Below are 15,096 nucleotides of genomic sequence, written 5' to 3' on the forward strand. Positions count from 1 at the left end.
TAGTATTGACGTTAACCATGTAGTCCCTGCTGGATAACGCACGGTACTATTTATTTTGAAACAGGCACGATATCATTTGTTGAAAATGCGACAAAGGCGAGTTAGATGCAGGTTAGCGTAAGTCCAGGCGTTGGAATGCTGGCTCTTTTTCCAAGTATGAAATATAAAACGTGGTATGCAATTGGTGAGTTCATTGATAATTCAATCCAATCATACCTCGCGAATCGAGACCTACTGAACCAGCGCTATATTGATAATTACGCCCTGGAAGTGCGAGTTGAATTTGATCACCAAAACAATGCCATACGAGTGACAGACAACGCAGCCGGAATTTTTCAGAAGGATATTTCTAGGGCATTCACACCAGCGGTTCCGCCACTCGATGACACAGGGTTATCGCAGTTTGGTATCGGAATGAAGTCGGCTGCTTGTTGGTTTGCTAGAGAGTTTAGAATTACCACAACGGCCCTTGGCGAAAACGTCAAACGCACAGTGGAGTTTAATGTGCCGTTGATGATTTCCTCTGGAATCGCGGTTTTAGAAGTGCATGAGAGAACAGCACCGATGAACGAACACGGCACCACCTTGGAACTTTGGAACCTACACCAAAAAATACCGGTGGGAAGAAGCCTCGGAGCCGTTAGGGACTACTTACGTTCAATATATCGCAACTATATTACGAGAGATGATATTAGGATTTTCGTAGGACATGACAGGCTCCTTCCAAAGGAAGTTAAGATCCTAAAAGCACCAAGATGGGATCTTCCAGAGAGTGACCCATTGGAGTGGAAGAAGCATTTTAGAATTGTGCTGGACGATGGCGCAGCTATCGCTGGCTGGGCTGCTCTTCGCATGGACGGCACCTATAAAGAGACTGGTTTTGCACTTTCTTACCGAAAAAAGATCGTACAGGGCGCAGATGTTAGCTTGGGGCATGGCGATGACCTGTATAGACCTCATGATATTTTCAAAGGAAGTAACAGTTTCATTTCCTTAAGGCTTTTTGGAGAACTTGATGTATCTGAAGTGGGAGTGAGCTACTCAAAAGATGCAGTTTCCTGGAGCGCTGATACCGAACAGGAATTTCTTGAAAAACTAAAAGTAGAACTTGATAGTGATCCTCTGCCACTACTAAGAATGGCACAGAATAGTCGTAAATCCGAGGCAGGTAGGAGGATCAAGAACACCGTAGATGACGCATTGCATAAGGCAACACAAGCTGTATTAAGGGACGCCGGCACGGCATTTGAGAAATCTAGGAGTTTCTTAGAAGCAACCGATGTTGAATTTACACTTGAAGATCCATCAATTGAATATCGTCCTCAAGAGATTGAAAATTTTCCAGCACCGGCGTTTGGGAGTTCCGAGACAGCAATTGAGATTGATGGAAAGGAGTTACTATTTAGGGTTATAGACGAGCCTTCCGGTACCAATTTTGTAAATGTTATTACAAAAACAGATGGCGGTTCGCTAATTGAAATCAACAGATCGCACAAATACGTTTTATCCTACGGGAACTTACCGGGACAGGATTTCGATGCTGTCCTCCGAATAGGAATTGCTTTGGGACTTTCAGAACTTCGAGCAGCACTTGCTGGTGTTTCAAAGTATAAATTTCAATTACGGACAATTAATGATCTTTTGAACGGCGAACTTGCAGAAAGGCTCCAAGCGTGAGTGTGAATCAGAAGACCCTGATCTTGAGTGAAGAGAATGAGCATTCGGCAGTTGTGTGGCAGCCTGCAGAGAGCCTTCATCTAAATAATCTGATGGAGAAAGCTCAACTGACTAGCGTTGATCGTGTTCGCGTGATCACAGAAACTAATCGTATTGTTTCGCGATGTGTCGAACCGGTCTGGGGGACTGAACGATCCAATGTTTCATTGGTGTTGGGAAGGGTTCAGTCAGGGAAAACTCTATCTTTTACGGCTGTATGCACCGCAGCGATTGACAATGGTTATCCACTCATAGTTATCCTTGCTGGAACTAAGAATAATCTATTTAATCAAACTTTTACTAGGCTGCAAAAGGATTTGGGTGAGGCGTTTGGAGATACTGCACCCGTAATCTATGCTAATCCCACAAAAAAAGATGAATCTTCTATTTTAGATAAAATTTTACCCTTTCAATCACCAAATGATGGCTTGTTTAAGCGTAAAGCGAATATTCTTGTTGTTTTAAAGCACAAGAGGCGAATAAGGGAAGCAGCGAGTTTACTGGCTTGTTTAAAAGATCAAACTGATATTTCATTTCCGATCCTATTAATTGACGATGAAGCTGACCAAGCCGGATTAAATACATTACATTCACAAGGTCAACAAAGTTCAGTGAATGCTGCGATCTCACTTTTGCGTGAATCGATGTCTTTGCACACTTATTTAATGTACACAGCGACTCCTGAAGCTCCATTGTTGCTTGCTGCGGTTGATAGTTTAGCTCCTGAAAGTGTAACTGTGTTAGAAGCTGGGGCAGGATACACTGGTGGAGAAAAACTATTCTCAAAAGACTCAAATAGTTTTATCAATATAATCCCAAAGGATGAAATCGAATTAGCTTTCGATCCTACGATAATTACGCCTCCACCTTCGTTAACTAATGCACTGAATTACTATTTGATGGTTCTGTGCTATGGCGCTCATTTGGTAGATCAAGTGAAAGCTACGATGTTAATTCATCCATCAGGAACAATTGATCACCATGAACGGTTTCATGCGTGGGTGTTGGCTTACCTTGAAGAATTAAAATCTACCCTCGGTGAAGACGAATCTTATCGAACTAGTGTTCTGATTGAGCAGTTTCAAGAGGGCTACAATGAGCTGAAAGTTCGGGTTGAAGACCCCGTTTTCCTTAAGCCGCTTAAAGTATATCTGGCAAGTTTGCGTGAAGTGGTAATGAATATTCTGTCTAAAGTTGTAAATTCGAATTCCGACGATGAAATTACTTCTCAGGATTGGAGCAACTACCACGGCGTAATTGTTACTGGAGGTAATGTTCTTGACCGGGGATTCACTGTTGAAAACCTTGCGGTTACCTATATGCCGCGAGGGAAAGGTGTAGGGAATGCGGATTCGATTCAGCAAAGAGGGCGGTTTTTCGGTTATAGAGGAAGACTTACTCCGTTCTTAAGAGGATGGTTTCCATTGGAGACCGCTAACGCCTTTTCTGCGTATGTCGATCATGAACGCATTATCCGTAAAGACTTATTGGAATTGGACGCTCAGAACCAAAAGCTTATTGTCTGGAAACGGCAGTTCTTCATGAAGCACGCATTAGTACCAACGCGAAGTGCTGTGATTTCTGCGAATGTAGTTAAACTCTCAATGGAGCGCAATATTTGGCAGTTTAGGCAGCATAAACTCCTGAGTAGTAGCGAGTCCAATGATCTACATACCCAAACAATTTCAAACCTGTTTAAGTGTAGTGTCCCACATGAATTGGACAATCGAAATAACATTTCGAGTAGACACCGCGTGTCAACTGTCAGACTCGGCGAGGTGCTTCCAATGCTAAGTGAGTGGCACGCTGAAGCCGAGGAGAGCGTTTTTTTGTCCAACGTGCTCTTCGTGGTATCGAGTTTTATTGATCAAGACGGAGAAGTGGATCTACTTGACGTTGACGGCTGGTTCTCCAGAACTAATACTGCAATTAGGCAACGATCGATTATTTCCAATCAAGGCACTATCTCTTCACAAATCAACAACTTGCATCAAGGGCGTAGCAATAGTGCAGGAGTGTTCCCCGGCGATGCTGCATTTAGAAGTAGCGATAGGCTTACTATTCAGTTCCATCGTGTGTCAGGCAAGAAAAATGGCGTAGCGCTCCCCGCAATTACAGCAATTTGCATCTCTTTGCCAGACGAGATTCACGGGAAGGTCTTTTCAACACTATGAATATCGGTATGTACGATGGTGTACCAGAAAGATTTTTTGAACTTAGCCTCCCAAGCCCGGGAGAGATTAGTGTTTTTGATCTCAATGAATTTCCAGAAGTGCAGATTGGAAAAGATAGCAACGGATGTTTAGTACTCGTTCTTCCAACTCGGAGCCCCAGCGAAAAGGTAGTTAGGCTGAACGAAATAGAGTTTCTACCTGAACAAGATGTATGTTACGCAAACCAAAATGTGGGAGTTTCACGTAAAGCAGACTTGTTATGGTTCAAAGGTAATGTAGATTCAAGAAGTGAAATAGTTTTTTCAATACTTAGAATGTTTCTTGAACGCGTAAAAATTGAACCCAACAGATCATATTCACTAATTCTAAATGAGATTGCGGAACTTTGGCAAAAGCACCGTGCGCTTCCATCTCCAGATGAAATTGGGTTCTGGGGTGAGTTATTCGTAATTCTTTCTTCAGATACACCAGGACAGTTAATAGATTGTTGGTCTACTGAAGTCCATCAGAGCTACGACTTTATGCATCAGAAACAGGCTTTGGAAGTTAAGACTTCAACTCTCACTATTCCTATTTATGGCTTTAGTTTGGGTCAGTTGATTAATTCAAAGTCGTTTGAAGTCGTCGTGGCGTGTGTTCGTCTTATCGAGTCTGAATCAGGTTTAGCAGTTGATTCTTTGTTTTCTCAAATAATGGATATTGGATCCCTTACTTCTGCCCAGCGTCAAAAATTATTGTTCCGCTACGCGGTTTTCTGTGAATTGCAACCAGAATATTATCACCCCAGAAAATTCACTGTTCCAACCTCGCACTCTGGTTTAGAGTTCGTAAATTTTGCAGATTTCCCGCATATACTCGTCTCGAGTTCTGTGTTGGATGCTCACTGGTCTCTACATATTCCTGATGTAGAACATCGCACTTCTATTCCTGATTCTTTTGTTCTTAAGTAGACCTTCGTAGATCTAAAGATATTGCCTTCTTTTATGAAATACATTTGATTTCTGCTTAGTTCGCACGCGGGGAAAGCGGCAAAGAACATTTTTGTACGTCCCCAAAATAGGACTGGAGTTCATGGTTTGAGTTCGCTTAGGAACGCATCTGAATCCCTACGAGCATAGGCTAAATTTTGCGGCTGCACACCTAGTATTTGGGTTGCTAAAGCACCAGGGATTTGCGGCATGAGTGATGCCACTTCAAAGGAGATTGCGCATGTCAAAAACGCTTTTGTGAACCTTGTGACCGATAATCTTGATCGGTCACAAGGTTCTATACGGTTCTTGGTTGGGAAATCAATGAGTCGTTTTCTTATGACAACGCCATCTGTGTGGTCATTAGCGAATTCAACTATTTGATGGTTCTCACGCGAGAGTTCTATCAAAACTTTCTAGAATGAACAGGAAAACTGCTGGTGACGCTAAACCACGTCACTCACATTGATTTCCTTCAACCTGCCAGATAGGGAATCCCTAGACACTTTCTTTGCAAAAGTTGGTGTGGTCAGTATTGGGTTGACGACGACGTGGACGGGCGAGTTTTCTTTGGATGACGGTCAAACCTGGATTCCGGTTCACGGCACTGCGACTACAACGGAACGAAGCAAGCCCATCACGGTTGGGGAACGTAAACCTGTGCTCGTTAATCCCACCCCATAGCCTCGCACCTTCTATTACAAAAAGCCCCACACGACACCGTGTGGGGCTTTTCATCGTGGCTGTTAGTAGGTGTTTATGTCGTGGGTGATCATTACTTCAGCGAAAACGCCAAGGATGTATGGGACCGTGAGCGTGAGGCACACTGCAAGCACGTATAGCGTCACAAAAGCGCCTTTGTGGCTGTGCTGTTCGGTAAGTGTTCCCACATACACGAACTCACTGAGGACAACTGCCGTAAAAAATATTGCGGCTGCAATAGCTAACGCTAAAACGGCGTTGAACCCGAAGGCCGCTGCGATGATGAGAGTGGTTATGGCGGGGGATACGGCTATAGCCCACACATACAGTGCGGCACTGTTTGTTCGGAAACCGCGCAAGTACGGCATTGCGCATCCCGTGATTTTGAAGAGAAGTTTCATGACGAGGCTGCGGATGACTACAACAAGGAAAAATCCTGCGATGGTTATGAGCGCATAGAAGACATACATGAAGATGGGTGTGTCTTCTGCAGGATAGTTTTCGGGCCGGTAGGGGTTTGATGTGATGTTGTAGTGCGGTAGCTGTAAGACGACACCCCCTACAACTGCGACGAAGAGGGCAATCCAGCGGGCGTGTGCTGTGACTTCTCTGCGGGTTTTAATGAGTGCTACAGCAGTGTGCCATTGTCCTGTGAAGAGCGCTGCGGTCAGGTCAAGAAGTGTTGGGGTTGTAGTGGCAGGTAGTGGACGGTCAGTATCAGTAGGCGGTTGCGGGTGTGGGGATGAGAAGGGTGTCGGGTCGTCGGTGATGGTGTCGGGCATGTTTTCTCCTCGATTGGCGGGCTTGTCGTATCGAGAATAGGAAACATGTGGTGTGCATAAACGTTATGCACATGGGTACGAGCCCCTCCACAGATTCTGTGGAGGGGCTCATGAGTGGTTAATCGTGTGCTAGCTAGTTTCGTGCGCCTTTGACTCGGGTTGAGTTTGCGCCACTGATTCTGCTTGCGCTGACTCCTCGTCGTTCACCGACTTTACGATCGTGTGACACGAGGTTAGCTGTTTGGGCTTTGGTTTCTTTTTCGTGGAAGTGGCGTTGCCTGGAATTGCGATAGCGTCCCCACATCACCATGAAAAATGCTGGCCCGGCAAGCAGCAGCACAAGTTTTATCAGGTCGCCTTCAGACGTTGAAGCTGTGTCTGCGTATACGGCAAGGAGCGTGTGTGAAATATGCATGCTGTCACCACACCAAAACGAAAGCAATAGTACCGATAAGTTGAGCTATCGCGGATGCGACGAGGAGGCGTTTGGTATTGATAGGAACAGATCCCATCGTTTCACCGGTGCGCCCATTGACGGCTATATAGTGCAAGAGAGCCTGCCCAGAAGATTTTTTGTGATAGTAACTGTAAATCCATACGGGCAGGTAGGCGCTAATCCACCGTTCACCAACAACGTTGAAGCGTTCCTGCTCCCACCTCACGCCACGGTCGTAGCGTTGCAGTGTGTGGTGTGCGAGAGAACGGCCCACATCTGATGCTTGTAACGCTGCAAGATCGGAGAGGTCTTCAACGTTGGTGTCACGTTTTTCTGAACTGAACCCGGCAAGATAGTTCGGATCAAACTTCACAATGTTTTGGGTATCAAACGGCATGATCGCGTTGATGATGTTATTCGTGTTGGTGCGGTTGTTGATGTTCCCTTTATCGAATGACGATTCGACGGTCAGGTCATCAATGTGTAGGTCAAACTGTCGAGAAATTTGATACACGTCTGCGTCATACACTGTTCGCGCGTCGTCGCCGCTGCCAACCCTGTACGAACGCAATTTGACTTCACCAACCCCACCCAACGACATTTTGGCGTTGATATCAACAATCATGTACGGCAAATAGACGCCAATAACGTTTTCTGCGTTGAACTCTGCCTTAAATTTCCGTAAAGCAAAGAATTTGCGTTTGTTCACGAACTCTTTAATGCGTTGCACAGCTGCTTCTTTCGGCAACGCAAACGGCAACACCGCATCCGGTACCGCCCCGTTAGGGATCTGCTCCTGCACGGATAGCGTTTGGCGGCACCAGTGGCAGCGTGACTGCAACGCATGCTGCGTGTCGATGACGACCTCTGCACCGCACCCCGAACACTTAAAAGTCATCACCTGATCGGTGCCAGGGATCAGCGCGGCAGAACCCGAACCGATATGAATACCAACAAGTTCACTGATGGGGGAGTTGAGCTGGTATGCATCCACCGCATTTTCGGATTGCCATTCGTGGCGGCAATACTTACAAAAAAGCAGTGCTTTAGTGACGGAAAAACCGACATCGGTTGATCCGCATCGCTCACATTTCACAAACCCGTCGGTCCCACCGTTACCCGTGTTGATGACGGTGGGATCTTCAGGTTGTGGCTCTTCGAATGGGGGTTCGCTTACACTCACGAGGCTATAGACCTAACGCTTTAGCTTTTGCCGCATCAAAGTCTTCCTGCGTGATAATGCCCTGATCGAGGAGGGTTTTAAGTTGGGTGAGTTTCGCGACGATATCCTCACCTGCAGGAGCAGCCGGTGCTGGGGTTTCAGCAGTTGGTGCGGCAGGAGCAGGCTGCTGTGCGGGAACGTTCGAGTAGCTGGGCTGTCCCGGCTGCTGTTGCAGCCCACCCATCATGCCGCCAGCCGCGTTCATGCCCATACCCATGATGGCCATGCCGGCCGCACCGGATCCGTTCTCGCCAGCAGATTGCATGCCGCGGGCCACAGACTGCTGCAAGAAAGAGTTCCCACGGTTGCCAGAAAGAGCGTCAGCTTTCTTCACGTCAGAGAGCAGAGCGCGAGTATCTTCGTCATATTCGATTGCCTGCAACGCAACCTTCACGATGGTTAAACCGCGATCAGTTGTCCACTGGTATCCGTCCTCAACTGCTTGAGACAACGAATGAGCAAACCCAATAGAGTCACTTTGAATGCGGGTGATCCGGTTCGTACGTGTCGGATCGTTCGTGTAGTTAGAAAACGCTGCAGCCAACGACCCAACAACCTCATTGAACAATTGAGACGCAGCAGGGTTATCAAAGTCAGAAAAATCGAACGCGACAGCACCAGGCTGAAGGTAACTCACAGGAACAAACTGTTTCGTGAACAGCAGCGGGTCAACAATGCGCAACGTGTACGTTCCACGGGTAACCGCACCAACCTGAGCACCCAAATATGCGTCATCCCAATAAATTTCAGACTGAGTACCAAACCGGTTGTTTGGGATCTCCTTCAAATTGACGTAAAAAACGGCTTGCTGGCTGCCCGGCTGTCCACCAAACTTAAACCGCTCCCACGACGTCTTAATCAGCGGGCTGACAATCCCATCACCAGCAAAGATCGACTTCGAGTTCTGGTCATCTGAACGCCACTCGTACCCGCCAGGCTCAGCAATAAGACCAGTGAACTGGCCATCCTGCATCGTAATGAGCGCATACCCCTCAGGAACCAGAACCCGCGACCCATTCGTAATGATGTTCTGCGACCCGCGAGTATTAGCACCCCGCCCCGCATTCGTTCCCTGAGGTGCACCCGGAAAAATAGCAGCCGTGGGGGTGACATGAGCTGGAACAGTAATGAAATCTTTCCACTGATCAGCAAACACTCCGCCAAGCGCGTCGGCGAAAGCTTTAATAAATCCCATGATGGCGTCCTAACCTATCCAACAACGAAAAATTTACGTACTTAAAAAACACTTTACTGGAAGAAATACACGATTTACCGAGTATTAAAAAGAAAGATACTCAAGTATGAAACCTCTACGACCAGCAACAACCCGCACTACTGCAACTCGTCAATACGCTTCCAAAAAGCGCCACGCAACGCCCGACGCACAGACTGCAAATCAGTGTTCGCCTCACCAATCGCTTCAGCACAATCCTTAATCAACACCCGGTCAATAGCAGCCGGAAGCTGAGGACGCTCAGCCAACATACCCTTCAACTCAGCCTGCGTGGTACTGCCATACCACGCGCTCGCAGTCTGAGCACCCACATCCTCAGCCTGCTCAATAAGGTCATGCTCACTTGCAACACTCACAAAACGATCCACACCAAAACCAGTCGAACTCGAATACACCAACGTCGTCGCAGGCGGTTTCACAGTCACCCGAGAAGCACGAAGCGCAACATCAGAAGGCCGCGGAATAGGAGACTGGGTTGCCTGCTTACCCACATCTTTCGGCTCCGCACCAGAAACCACCTCACCGGCCTCCCCACGATCAGACTCCTCAACAACCCCCTCCTCAGGGGAAGACGGAAGCAACACCCGAGTAAACGCAGTCTTTAACAAATCCGTCGGCAACTGCTCAATCGCATCAACAGTAAACGCAAGATTATCTGCAACCGCCGCAACCCCAATACGTGTGCTGTCATCACTCACCCCCAACAACACAACCTTCATACCCAAACTCTGAGCCTCTTCCACCGCCTCAGTCAGATCATCATCACCAGAAATCAAATACGCAACCGACGCCGCCCCAGTACGAGCCAACCCCACCAAATCAAGCGCAAGACGAAGATCAACCCCCTTCTGCTCACCAAAATAATTAACCCGCCCCAAACGCACCTTCACGCCCGGAAACATCGCAATCTTCTTATGCTCATCACTCAGCAGCCCATCCTTCGACGCGTCATACCAATACGTACGCAACGTCTGCAACCCACTATGAGCCCGAGCAGCCTGCTCAATAGCCCGCAACAACACCGAATACTGCACCTTCACCGCACCACGCAAACTCGTCGCCGCAATACGCTGAGCACCCACCGAATGTAAAAAACCCGCATCCACAAACACCGCACACTGATTCATCATGAAACGATAGTACGCCCAACAGGCACCACAAGCCGCACATAAGAAAAACACCCAAAAACGCTCTTCGCCACACCCACACACCACCCACAACACACCCAGAACAGGAAAACCCAACCCCACCCGAATACGTTAAAGAAATGACCGACCAACACACCCACCACACCGACCCCCACAACACCGGTACTACGGCATGCAAGGAATCCTCCTCATCTACCTGTACTACACAGCAGACCAAGGCGGACTCAGAATAGACAAAAGCACAGCCACAGGAATACTCGGCGCCTACGGAGGAACCGTCTACCTCGCCACCATCCTCAGCGCATGGACAGCAGACAGACTCTTCGGCTCAGAACGCACCCTCTACTACTCCGGCCTCCTCATCATGACCGGACACATCGCACTCGCAATCCTGCCCAACATCACCGGAGTAGCAATAGGCCTCATCCTCATCGCACTCGGCAGCGGAGGACTCAAAGCAAACGTCACAGCAGTCGTCGGAACCCTCTACACCAAAACAGACCCACGCAGAGACGCCGGATTCTCCCTCTTCTACCTCGGCATCAACCTCGGCGCACTCTCACTCACACTCGGCATAGCACTAGCGCTCGCAGCCAAACCAATCCTCACACTCATGAAAGGAATCAAATAAACACACCCACGACACACCACATACTGGCACCCCGTCACCAAACTCTTTGAGACAATAAAAAAACCGTTCTTCACAAAGGAGTGTTAGGCATGGGCCGCCAAGAAAAAGACCTTCTAGGCTTCCGCGAAATCCCCAACGAAGCATACTGGGGCATACAAACGCTACGAGCAGTCGAAAACTTCCCCATAACAGGCATCACCATCTCCACCCACACCAACCTCATCAAAGCAATAGCCGCAGTAAAAATGGCCTGCGCACAAGCCAACGCAGAACTCAACCAACTCGACCCCACCAAAAAAGACGCAATCGTCACCGCCTGCCAACACATCATGGACGGACACCACCACAACCAATTTATCGTCGACGTCATCCAAGGGGGAGCCGGCACCTCAACAAACATGAACGCAAACGAGGTCATCGCAAACATCGCCCTAGAAACCCTCGGACACCCCAAAGGCACCTACGACCTCATCAACCCAAACGACCACGTAAACCTGTCACAATCAACAAACGACGTCTACCCAACAGCCCTCAAAATCGCGCTACTCTACTCAATCGAAGACCTCAAAGTAGCCATGAACCACGTCCAACAATCATTCGCACACAAAGCCCGCGAATTCTACTCCGTCCTCAAAATGGGCCGCACCCAACTCCAAGACGCAGTCCCCATGACCCTCGGCCAAGAATTCGGCGCCTTCGCAATCATGATCGGCGAAGACCGCGACCGCATCGAAGAAGTCGCACAACTCCTCACCGAAATCAACCTAGGCGCCACAGCCATAGGAACCGGCATCAACGCACCACTCGGCTACACCGAACTAGCCGCACAACACCTAGCCACCATCACAGGCTTCAACGTCACCACCGCAGCAGACCTCGTCGAAGCAACCCAAGACGTAGGCAGCCTCGTCCAAATGTCCGGAACCCTCAAACGCGTCGCCGTAAAACTCTCAAAAATCTGCAACGACCTACGCCTCCTCTCCTCAGGCCCCCGCGCAGGATTCAGCGAAATCAACCTACCCCCAGTCCAAGCCGGATCCTCCATCATGCCCGGCAAAGTCAACCCAGTAATCCCAGAAGTAGTCAGCCAAGTCGCATACGAAGTCATAGGAAACGACGTAGCAATATCAATCGCCGCAGAAGCCGGACAACTCCAACTCAACGCATTCGAACCCGTCATCTTCCACAAACTCGACTCCGGAATCGGACACCTCACCGCAGCCTGCCACACCCTCGCCGACCGCTGCGTAAACGGCATCACCGCAAACGAAACACGACTCCGCGAAATGGTCGAACACTCAATAGGACTCGCAACAGCCCTCAACCCACTCCTCGGATACTCCGTAGCCACCTCCATCGCCTCCGAAGCGCTCGCAACAGGGCGAGGCGTTGCAGAGATCGTATTAGAGCGTGAACTGATGACAGCTGAAGAACTTGCTGTGGTGTTGAGCCCCGAGAAATTAGCTAACCTGCGACCACTGCTGTGATGTGACATACCACTTTAAAGTTTGAATTCTTTCCGCATGGCAATTATCGTGGTGGCATAACAAGGGCTTCTGTCCGTCAACGAACGCGCATATGTTGACGGACAGAAGCCCTTGATTGCTGTGCGGAACTACTTATGAGAGAGCAGCTCGCTCCATACGGTTGCTAACTTGCTAACTGTTGCGCAGCAAGAGCACTTACTTGAGTTCCACTTTGACGTGGATTCCACACCGCATCCGGCACCGCGAAACGTAATTCGTGAGTAGAGATCAACGGATCTTGGGCAATATAGGTCCAGTCAACGTCCACATAATTTCCTATATGCCCAGGAACACCATCCCAGTGCGCATCTGAATACACTTCGGAACCAGCATGTCCATGTGCGATAAGCCCACGTAGCCCGGTTCCTTGCTGTAAAACGTACAAGTCGTCGCCAACGCTTATGCCTTTGCGCCTCGTCCCTACATTCCAGCGACGATGCAGATGGGTGACCCTTTCATGAGCGGGCCACACCCAATAAATAGGGTTGTAAGTTAAAAGAAAAGCAGCAGGGTTCACATAAAACAGCCTACGAGAGATTGGCGGTTTTGAGCAGAAGTATGGCGAAAGATGGAGAACGTTGAACGGTTTACGTCCGCAGTTGATAATAGAGAACGTGTTTACTGAAATCCCTTCACACCAGCCCCTTGTCTCTGTTTCGCGCGGCGCAGTAATCGAATCCGTGCATTATGGTTCAGCCATCGTCATTGACTCACATGACACAGTCATAAGCCGACTAGGTAATCCTGCTGCACCAATGTATGCTCGTTCGTCATTAAAACCACTACAAGCATTAGCCATGGTGAGGGCAGGTTTTCAGGGAACGGCAGAGCAAATTACGTTAGCGTGTGCGAGCCACTCCGGTGAGGACTTTCACATAAACACAGTTCACTCAATTCTGAACGCATATGATCTCGATGAGTCAGCTTTGTTGAACACGCCAGACCTGCCGATTGGTGTTGCTGCCCGTAACGACGCGCTCAAAGGGGATGTGCAGCCCGAACCGATTTTGCAAAATTGTTCGGGCAAACATGCTGCAATGCTGGCTACCTGTATTGAAAATAAGTGGGATACACGAACGTATTTAGATCCAGACCATCCACTACAGCAGCTGATCCGCCAAACCATTGAAGAAGTTACTGGTGAAGAAATCAGCGGAATCACTGTTGATGGTTGTGGAGCGCCGCTGTTCTATCTCTCTTTGGAGGGCGTAGCCCGAGGGTTTAAACACATCGCCACTACGGCAGTAACTCACCCTGATAGCGCTGAAGGGCTGATCTATAACTCCATCATCACCGCACCACAGTACCTTGGTGGAACAGACCGCGATGTGACTGACATGATGACGGCTTTCCCAGGTCTCATGACGAAAGATGGGGCAGAGGGAGTGCATGTTGGGGCTTTTGGCGACGGCTCTGTTTTTGCCATAAAAGTTTCTGATGGGGGACAGCGAGGACGTGTTGCTGCAACTTTGCGTGCACTAGAACTTCTTGGCTATTGCGACGACGATCTACAGGCTAAACATTTGCCTAAGGTGTTGGGGCATGGGGAAGTGGTAGGGGAAGTTAAAGCCCTGTTGTAATTGCCCTGGACGTAAGAGTGGGCTAGGGGATTGTACGCACGGTTACTGTGAAGTTTTTTAGGGGAGAGTCCTAGCGAGGAGCACGGGCAATCTAGCTATTTTGGTGCAGATTTATGTGCTTTTGGGTTTCCTCAATAGTGAAAGCGTGCCACAATGGTGAATCAATAGAACGCTTGTTCTATTTGCTCAAAAGCGCGCAAACTCGCTAGGAGGAAAATCCACCTTGGGTCAAAAAAGTTCCAGCACAAAAACAAAAATCCCAGACAATCAAGCCTCTCCGTACGTTTCTTCCGATTTGTCCATTCTTACATTGCTGCCGACTGGTGTTTTAGGGGTCGTGCTTAACGTGAATGAAGGTGAACACCAACTACCTGGTGTGTTCATTCAACCTGGAGAGACGCTTGAAGTTGCAGCTCGGCGAGCTGCCTTGCAGAAAACAGGCATCGAAGTAGGGGAGGTGCATCAACTCCGGCTCTTTGACTCACCAGATAGGGATTCTCGGGCTTGGGTGATATCAGCGGCTTTCTTTGCGGCCGTCCCATATGCGGTCGTGCATCAAGCAATGGAAGGCGTGCTTGAGCAAAGCGGCCACGCTCTTCCTTTGGCGGTTGTTCCCGTGGATGACGCAATAGTCGCACACTTAAAATACGACCACTCAGACATAGTCTTGCAGTCCGCAACACACCTACGTGGGGAATACCAGTTACGCCCAGACCCGTACAGGTTTTTAGATAAAGAAGAGTTGACTCTCCTCGAATTGCGTACAGCACATGAAACAGTTGCTGGACATCGAATTCTTAAAGATACGTTTAGGCGAAGAATGACACCCAAACTAATCGATACCGGAGAAGTTACACAAGGGCTACTCGGCAAACCTGCGAGGTTATATCGACGAAAGCCAACAGCAGGTCCACGCAAGGTGCACCACTCTGACTGGATTGATTAATGGTGTTGCTCGTTTTTCTGACAGTCATTTT

Annotated in this window: 13 protein-coding genes and 1 pseudogene; 8 read left to right on the forward strand and 6 right to left on the reverse strand. The window is 48.7% G+C overall.

Features of this window, described 5'->3' with window-relative positions; genetic code table 11:
* The first annotated feature begins 105 nt into the window (after positions 1 to 105).
* The 4 genes from ACR9EC_RS02605 to ACR9EC_RS02620 all read left to right on the forward strand — a co-directional run bounded on the left by ACR9EC_RS02605 (position 106) and on the right by ACR9EC_RS02620 (position 5,542).
* On the forward strand, positions 106 to 1,677 hold the full coding sequence (locus tag ACR9EC_RS02605; protein ID WP_435299964.1) for an ATP-binding protein: 1,572 nt from the start codon (positions 106 to 108) through the stop codon (positions 1,675 to 1,677).
* Complete coding sequence (locus ACR9EC_RS02610) at positions 1,674 to 3,890, forward strand: Z1 domain-containing protein (RefSeq protein WP_435299965.1); 2,217 nt, start codon at positions 1,674 to 1,676, stop codon at positions 3,888 to 3,890. The genes ACR9EC_RS02605 and ACR9EC_RS02610 overlap by 4 nt, the downstream gene beginning before the upstream one ends.
* A complete protein-coding gene (locus tag ACR9EC_RS02615) occupies positions 3,887 to 4,840 on the forward strand; it encodes a PD-(D/E)XK motif protein (RefSeq protein WP_435299966.1) in 954 nt (317 codons plus the stop codon). Before ACR9EC_RS02610 ends, ACR9EC_RS02615 begins: the two co-directional genes overlap by 4 nt.
* 483 nt (positions 4,841 to 5,323) lie before the next feature.
* On the forward strand, positions 5,324 to 5,542 hold the full coding sequence (locus ACR9EC_RS02620) for a hypothetical protein (protein WP_435299967.1): 219 nt from the start codon (positions 5,324 to 5,326) through the stop codon (positions 5,540 to 5,542).
* A gap of 62 nt (positions 5,543 to 5,604) precedes the next feature.
* Here ACR9EC_RS02620 and ACR9EC_RS02625 read toward each other — a convergent pair whose 3' ends face one another.
* The 5 genes from ACR9EC_RS02625 to ACR9EC_RS02645 all read right to left on the reverse strand — a co-directional run bounded on the left by ACR9EC_RS02625 (position 5,605) and on the right by ACR9EC_RS02645 (position 10,364).
* Complete coding sequence (locus tag ACR9EC_RS02625) at positions 5,605 to 6,342, reverse strand: hypothetical protein (RefSeq protein WP_435299968.1); 738 nt, start codon at positions 6,340 to 6,342, stop codon at positions 5,605 to 5,607.
* Positions 6,343 to 6,475: 133 nt separating this feature from the next.
* Positions 6,476 to 6,757: a hypothetical protein gene (locus ACR9EC_RS02630; RefSeq protein WP_435299969.1), complete on the reverse strand. Its 282-nt coding sequence runs from the start codon at positions 6,755 to 6,757 to the stop codon at positions 6,476 to 6,478.
* Positions 6,758 to 6,761: 4 nt separating this feature from the next.
* Entirely contained in the window at positions 6,762 to 7,961 is a 1,200-nt protein-coding gene (locus ACR9EC_RS02635) for a TFIIB-type zinc ribbon-containing protein (RefSeq protein WP_435299970.1), read from the reverse strand.
* 4 nt (positions 7,962 to 7,965) lie between these two features.
* Positions 7,966 to 9,195, reverse strand: a complete 1,230-nt coding sequence (locus ACR9EC_RS02640; protein ID WP_435299971.1) for an SHOCT domain-containing protein — start codon at positions 9,193 to 9,195, stop codon at positions 7,966 to 7,968.
* A 137-nt stretch (positions 9,196 to 9,332) separates the two neighbouring features.
* The gene (locus ACR9EC_RS02645; protein ID WP_435299972.1) at positions 9,333 to 10,364 is read right to left on the reverse strand and encodes an NYN domain-containing protein; all 1,032 of its coding nucleotides are present in this window, start codon (positions 10,362 to 10,364) and stop codon (positions 9,333 to 9,335) included.
* Positions 10,365 to 10,554: 190 nt separating this feature from the next.
* Between ACR9EC_RS02645 and ACR9EC_RS02650 the strand changes: the two are divergent.
* Both ACR9EC_RS02650 and ACR9EC_RS02655 read left to right on the forward strand, forming a co-directional pair.
* A pseudogene (locus tag ACR9EC_RS02650) lies at positions 10,555 to 10,941 on the forward strand (oligopeptide:H+ symporter); the annotation flags it as partial.
* Positions 10,942 to 11,102: 161 nt separating this feature from the next.
* On the forward strand, positions 11,103 to 12,500 hold the full coding sequence (locus ACR9EC_RS02655) for an aspartate ammonia-lyase (RefSeq protein WP_435299973.1): 1,398 nt from the start codon (positions 11,103 to 11,105) through the stop codon (positions 12,498 to 12,500).
* 163 nt (positions 12,501 to 12,663) lie between these two features.
* Here the strand turns inward: ACR9EC_RS02655 and ACR9EC_RS02660 are convergent, their stop codons facing one another.
* Complete coding sequence (locus ACR9EC_RS02660; protein WP_435299974.1) at positions 12,664 to 13,056, reverse strand: hypothetical protein; 393 nt, start codon at positions 13,054 to 13,056, stop codon at positions 12,664 to 12,666.
* Positions 13,057 to 13,153: 97 nt separating this feature from the next.
* Between ACR9EC_RS02660 and ACR9EC_RS02665 the strand changes: the two genes are divergently transcribed.
* Positions 13,154 to 14,119 carry an asparaginase gene (locus tag ACR9EC_RS02665; RefSeq protein ID WP_435299975.1) on the forward strand — a complete coding sequence of 322 codons (966 nt, stop codon included), beginning with the start codon at positions 13,154 to 13,156 and terminating at the stop codon, positions 14,117 to 14,119.
* A gap of 223 nt (positions 14,120 to 14,342) precedes the next feature.
* A complete protein-coding gene (locus ACR9EC_RS02670) occupies positions 14,343 to 15,065 on the forward strand; it encodes an NUDIX hydrolase (RefSeq protein WP_435299976.1) in 723 nt (240 codons plus the stop codon).
* The last annotated feature ends 31 nt before the right edge of the window (positions 15,066 to 15,096 follow it).

It is taken from the genome of Timonella sp. A28, assembly GCF_051200815.1.
GTDB lineage: Bacteria > Actinomycetota > Actinomycetes > Actinomycetales > Cellulomonadaceae > Timonella.

Bases quoted from the DNA above. Each gene is read 5' to 3' on its own strand.
- ACR9EC_RS02630 (WP_435299969.1), bottom strand. From the start codon at position 6,757: ATGCATATTTCACACACGCTCCTTGCCGTATACGCAGACACAGCTTCA.
- ACR9EC_RS02625 (WP_435299968.1), bottom strand. From the start codon at position 6,342: ATGCCCGACACCATCACCGACGACCCGACACCCTTCTCATCCCCACAC.
- ACR9EC_RS02640 (WP_435299971.1), bottom strand. From the start codon at position 9,195: ATGGGATTTATTAAAGCTTTCGCCGACGCGCTTGGCGGAGTGTTTGCT.
- ACR9EC_RS02645 (WP_435299972.1), bottom strand. From the start codon at position 10,364: ATGATGAATCAGTGTGCGGTGTTTGTGGATGCGGGTTTTTTACATTCG.
- ACR9EC_RS02605 (WP_435299964.1), top strand. From the start codon at position 106: ATGCAGGTTAGCGTAAGTCCAGGCGTTGGAATGCTGGCTCTTTTTCCA.
- ACR9EC_RS02655 (WP_435299973.1), top strand. From the start codon at position 11,103: ATGGGCCGCCAAGAAAAAGACCTTCTAGGCTTCCGCGAAATCCCCAAC.
- ACR9EC_RS02615 (WP_435299966.1), top strand. From the start codon at position 3,887: ATGAATATCGGTATGTACGATGGTGTACCAGAAAGATTTTTTGAACTT.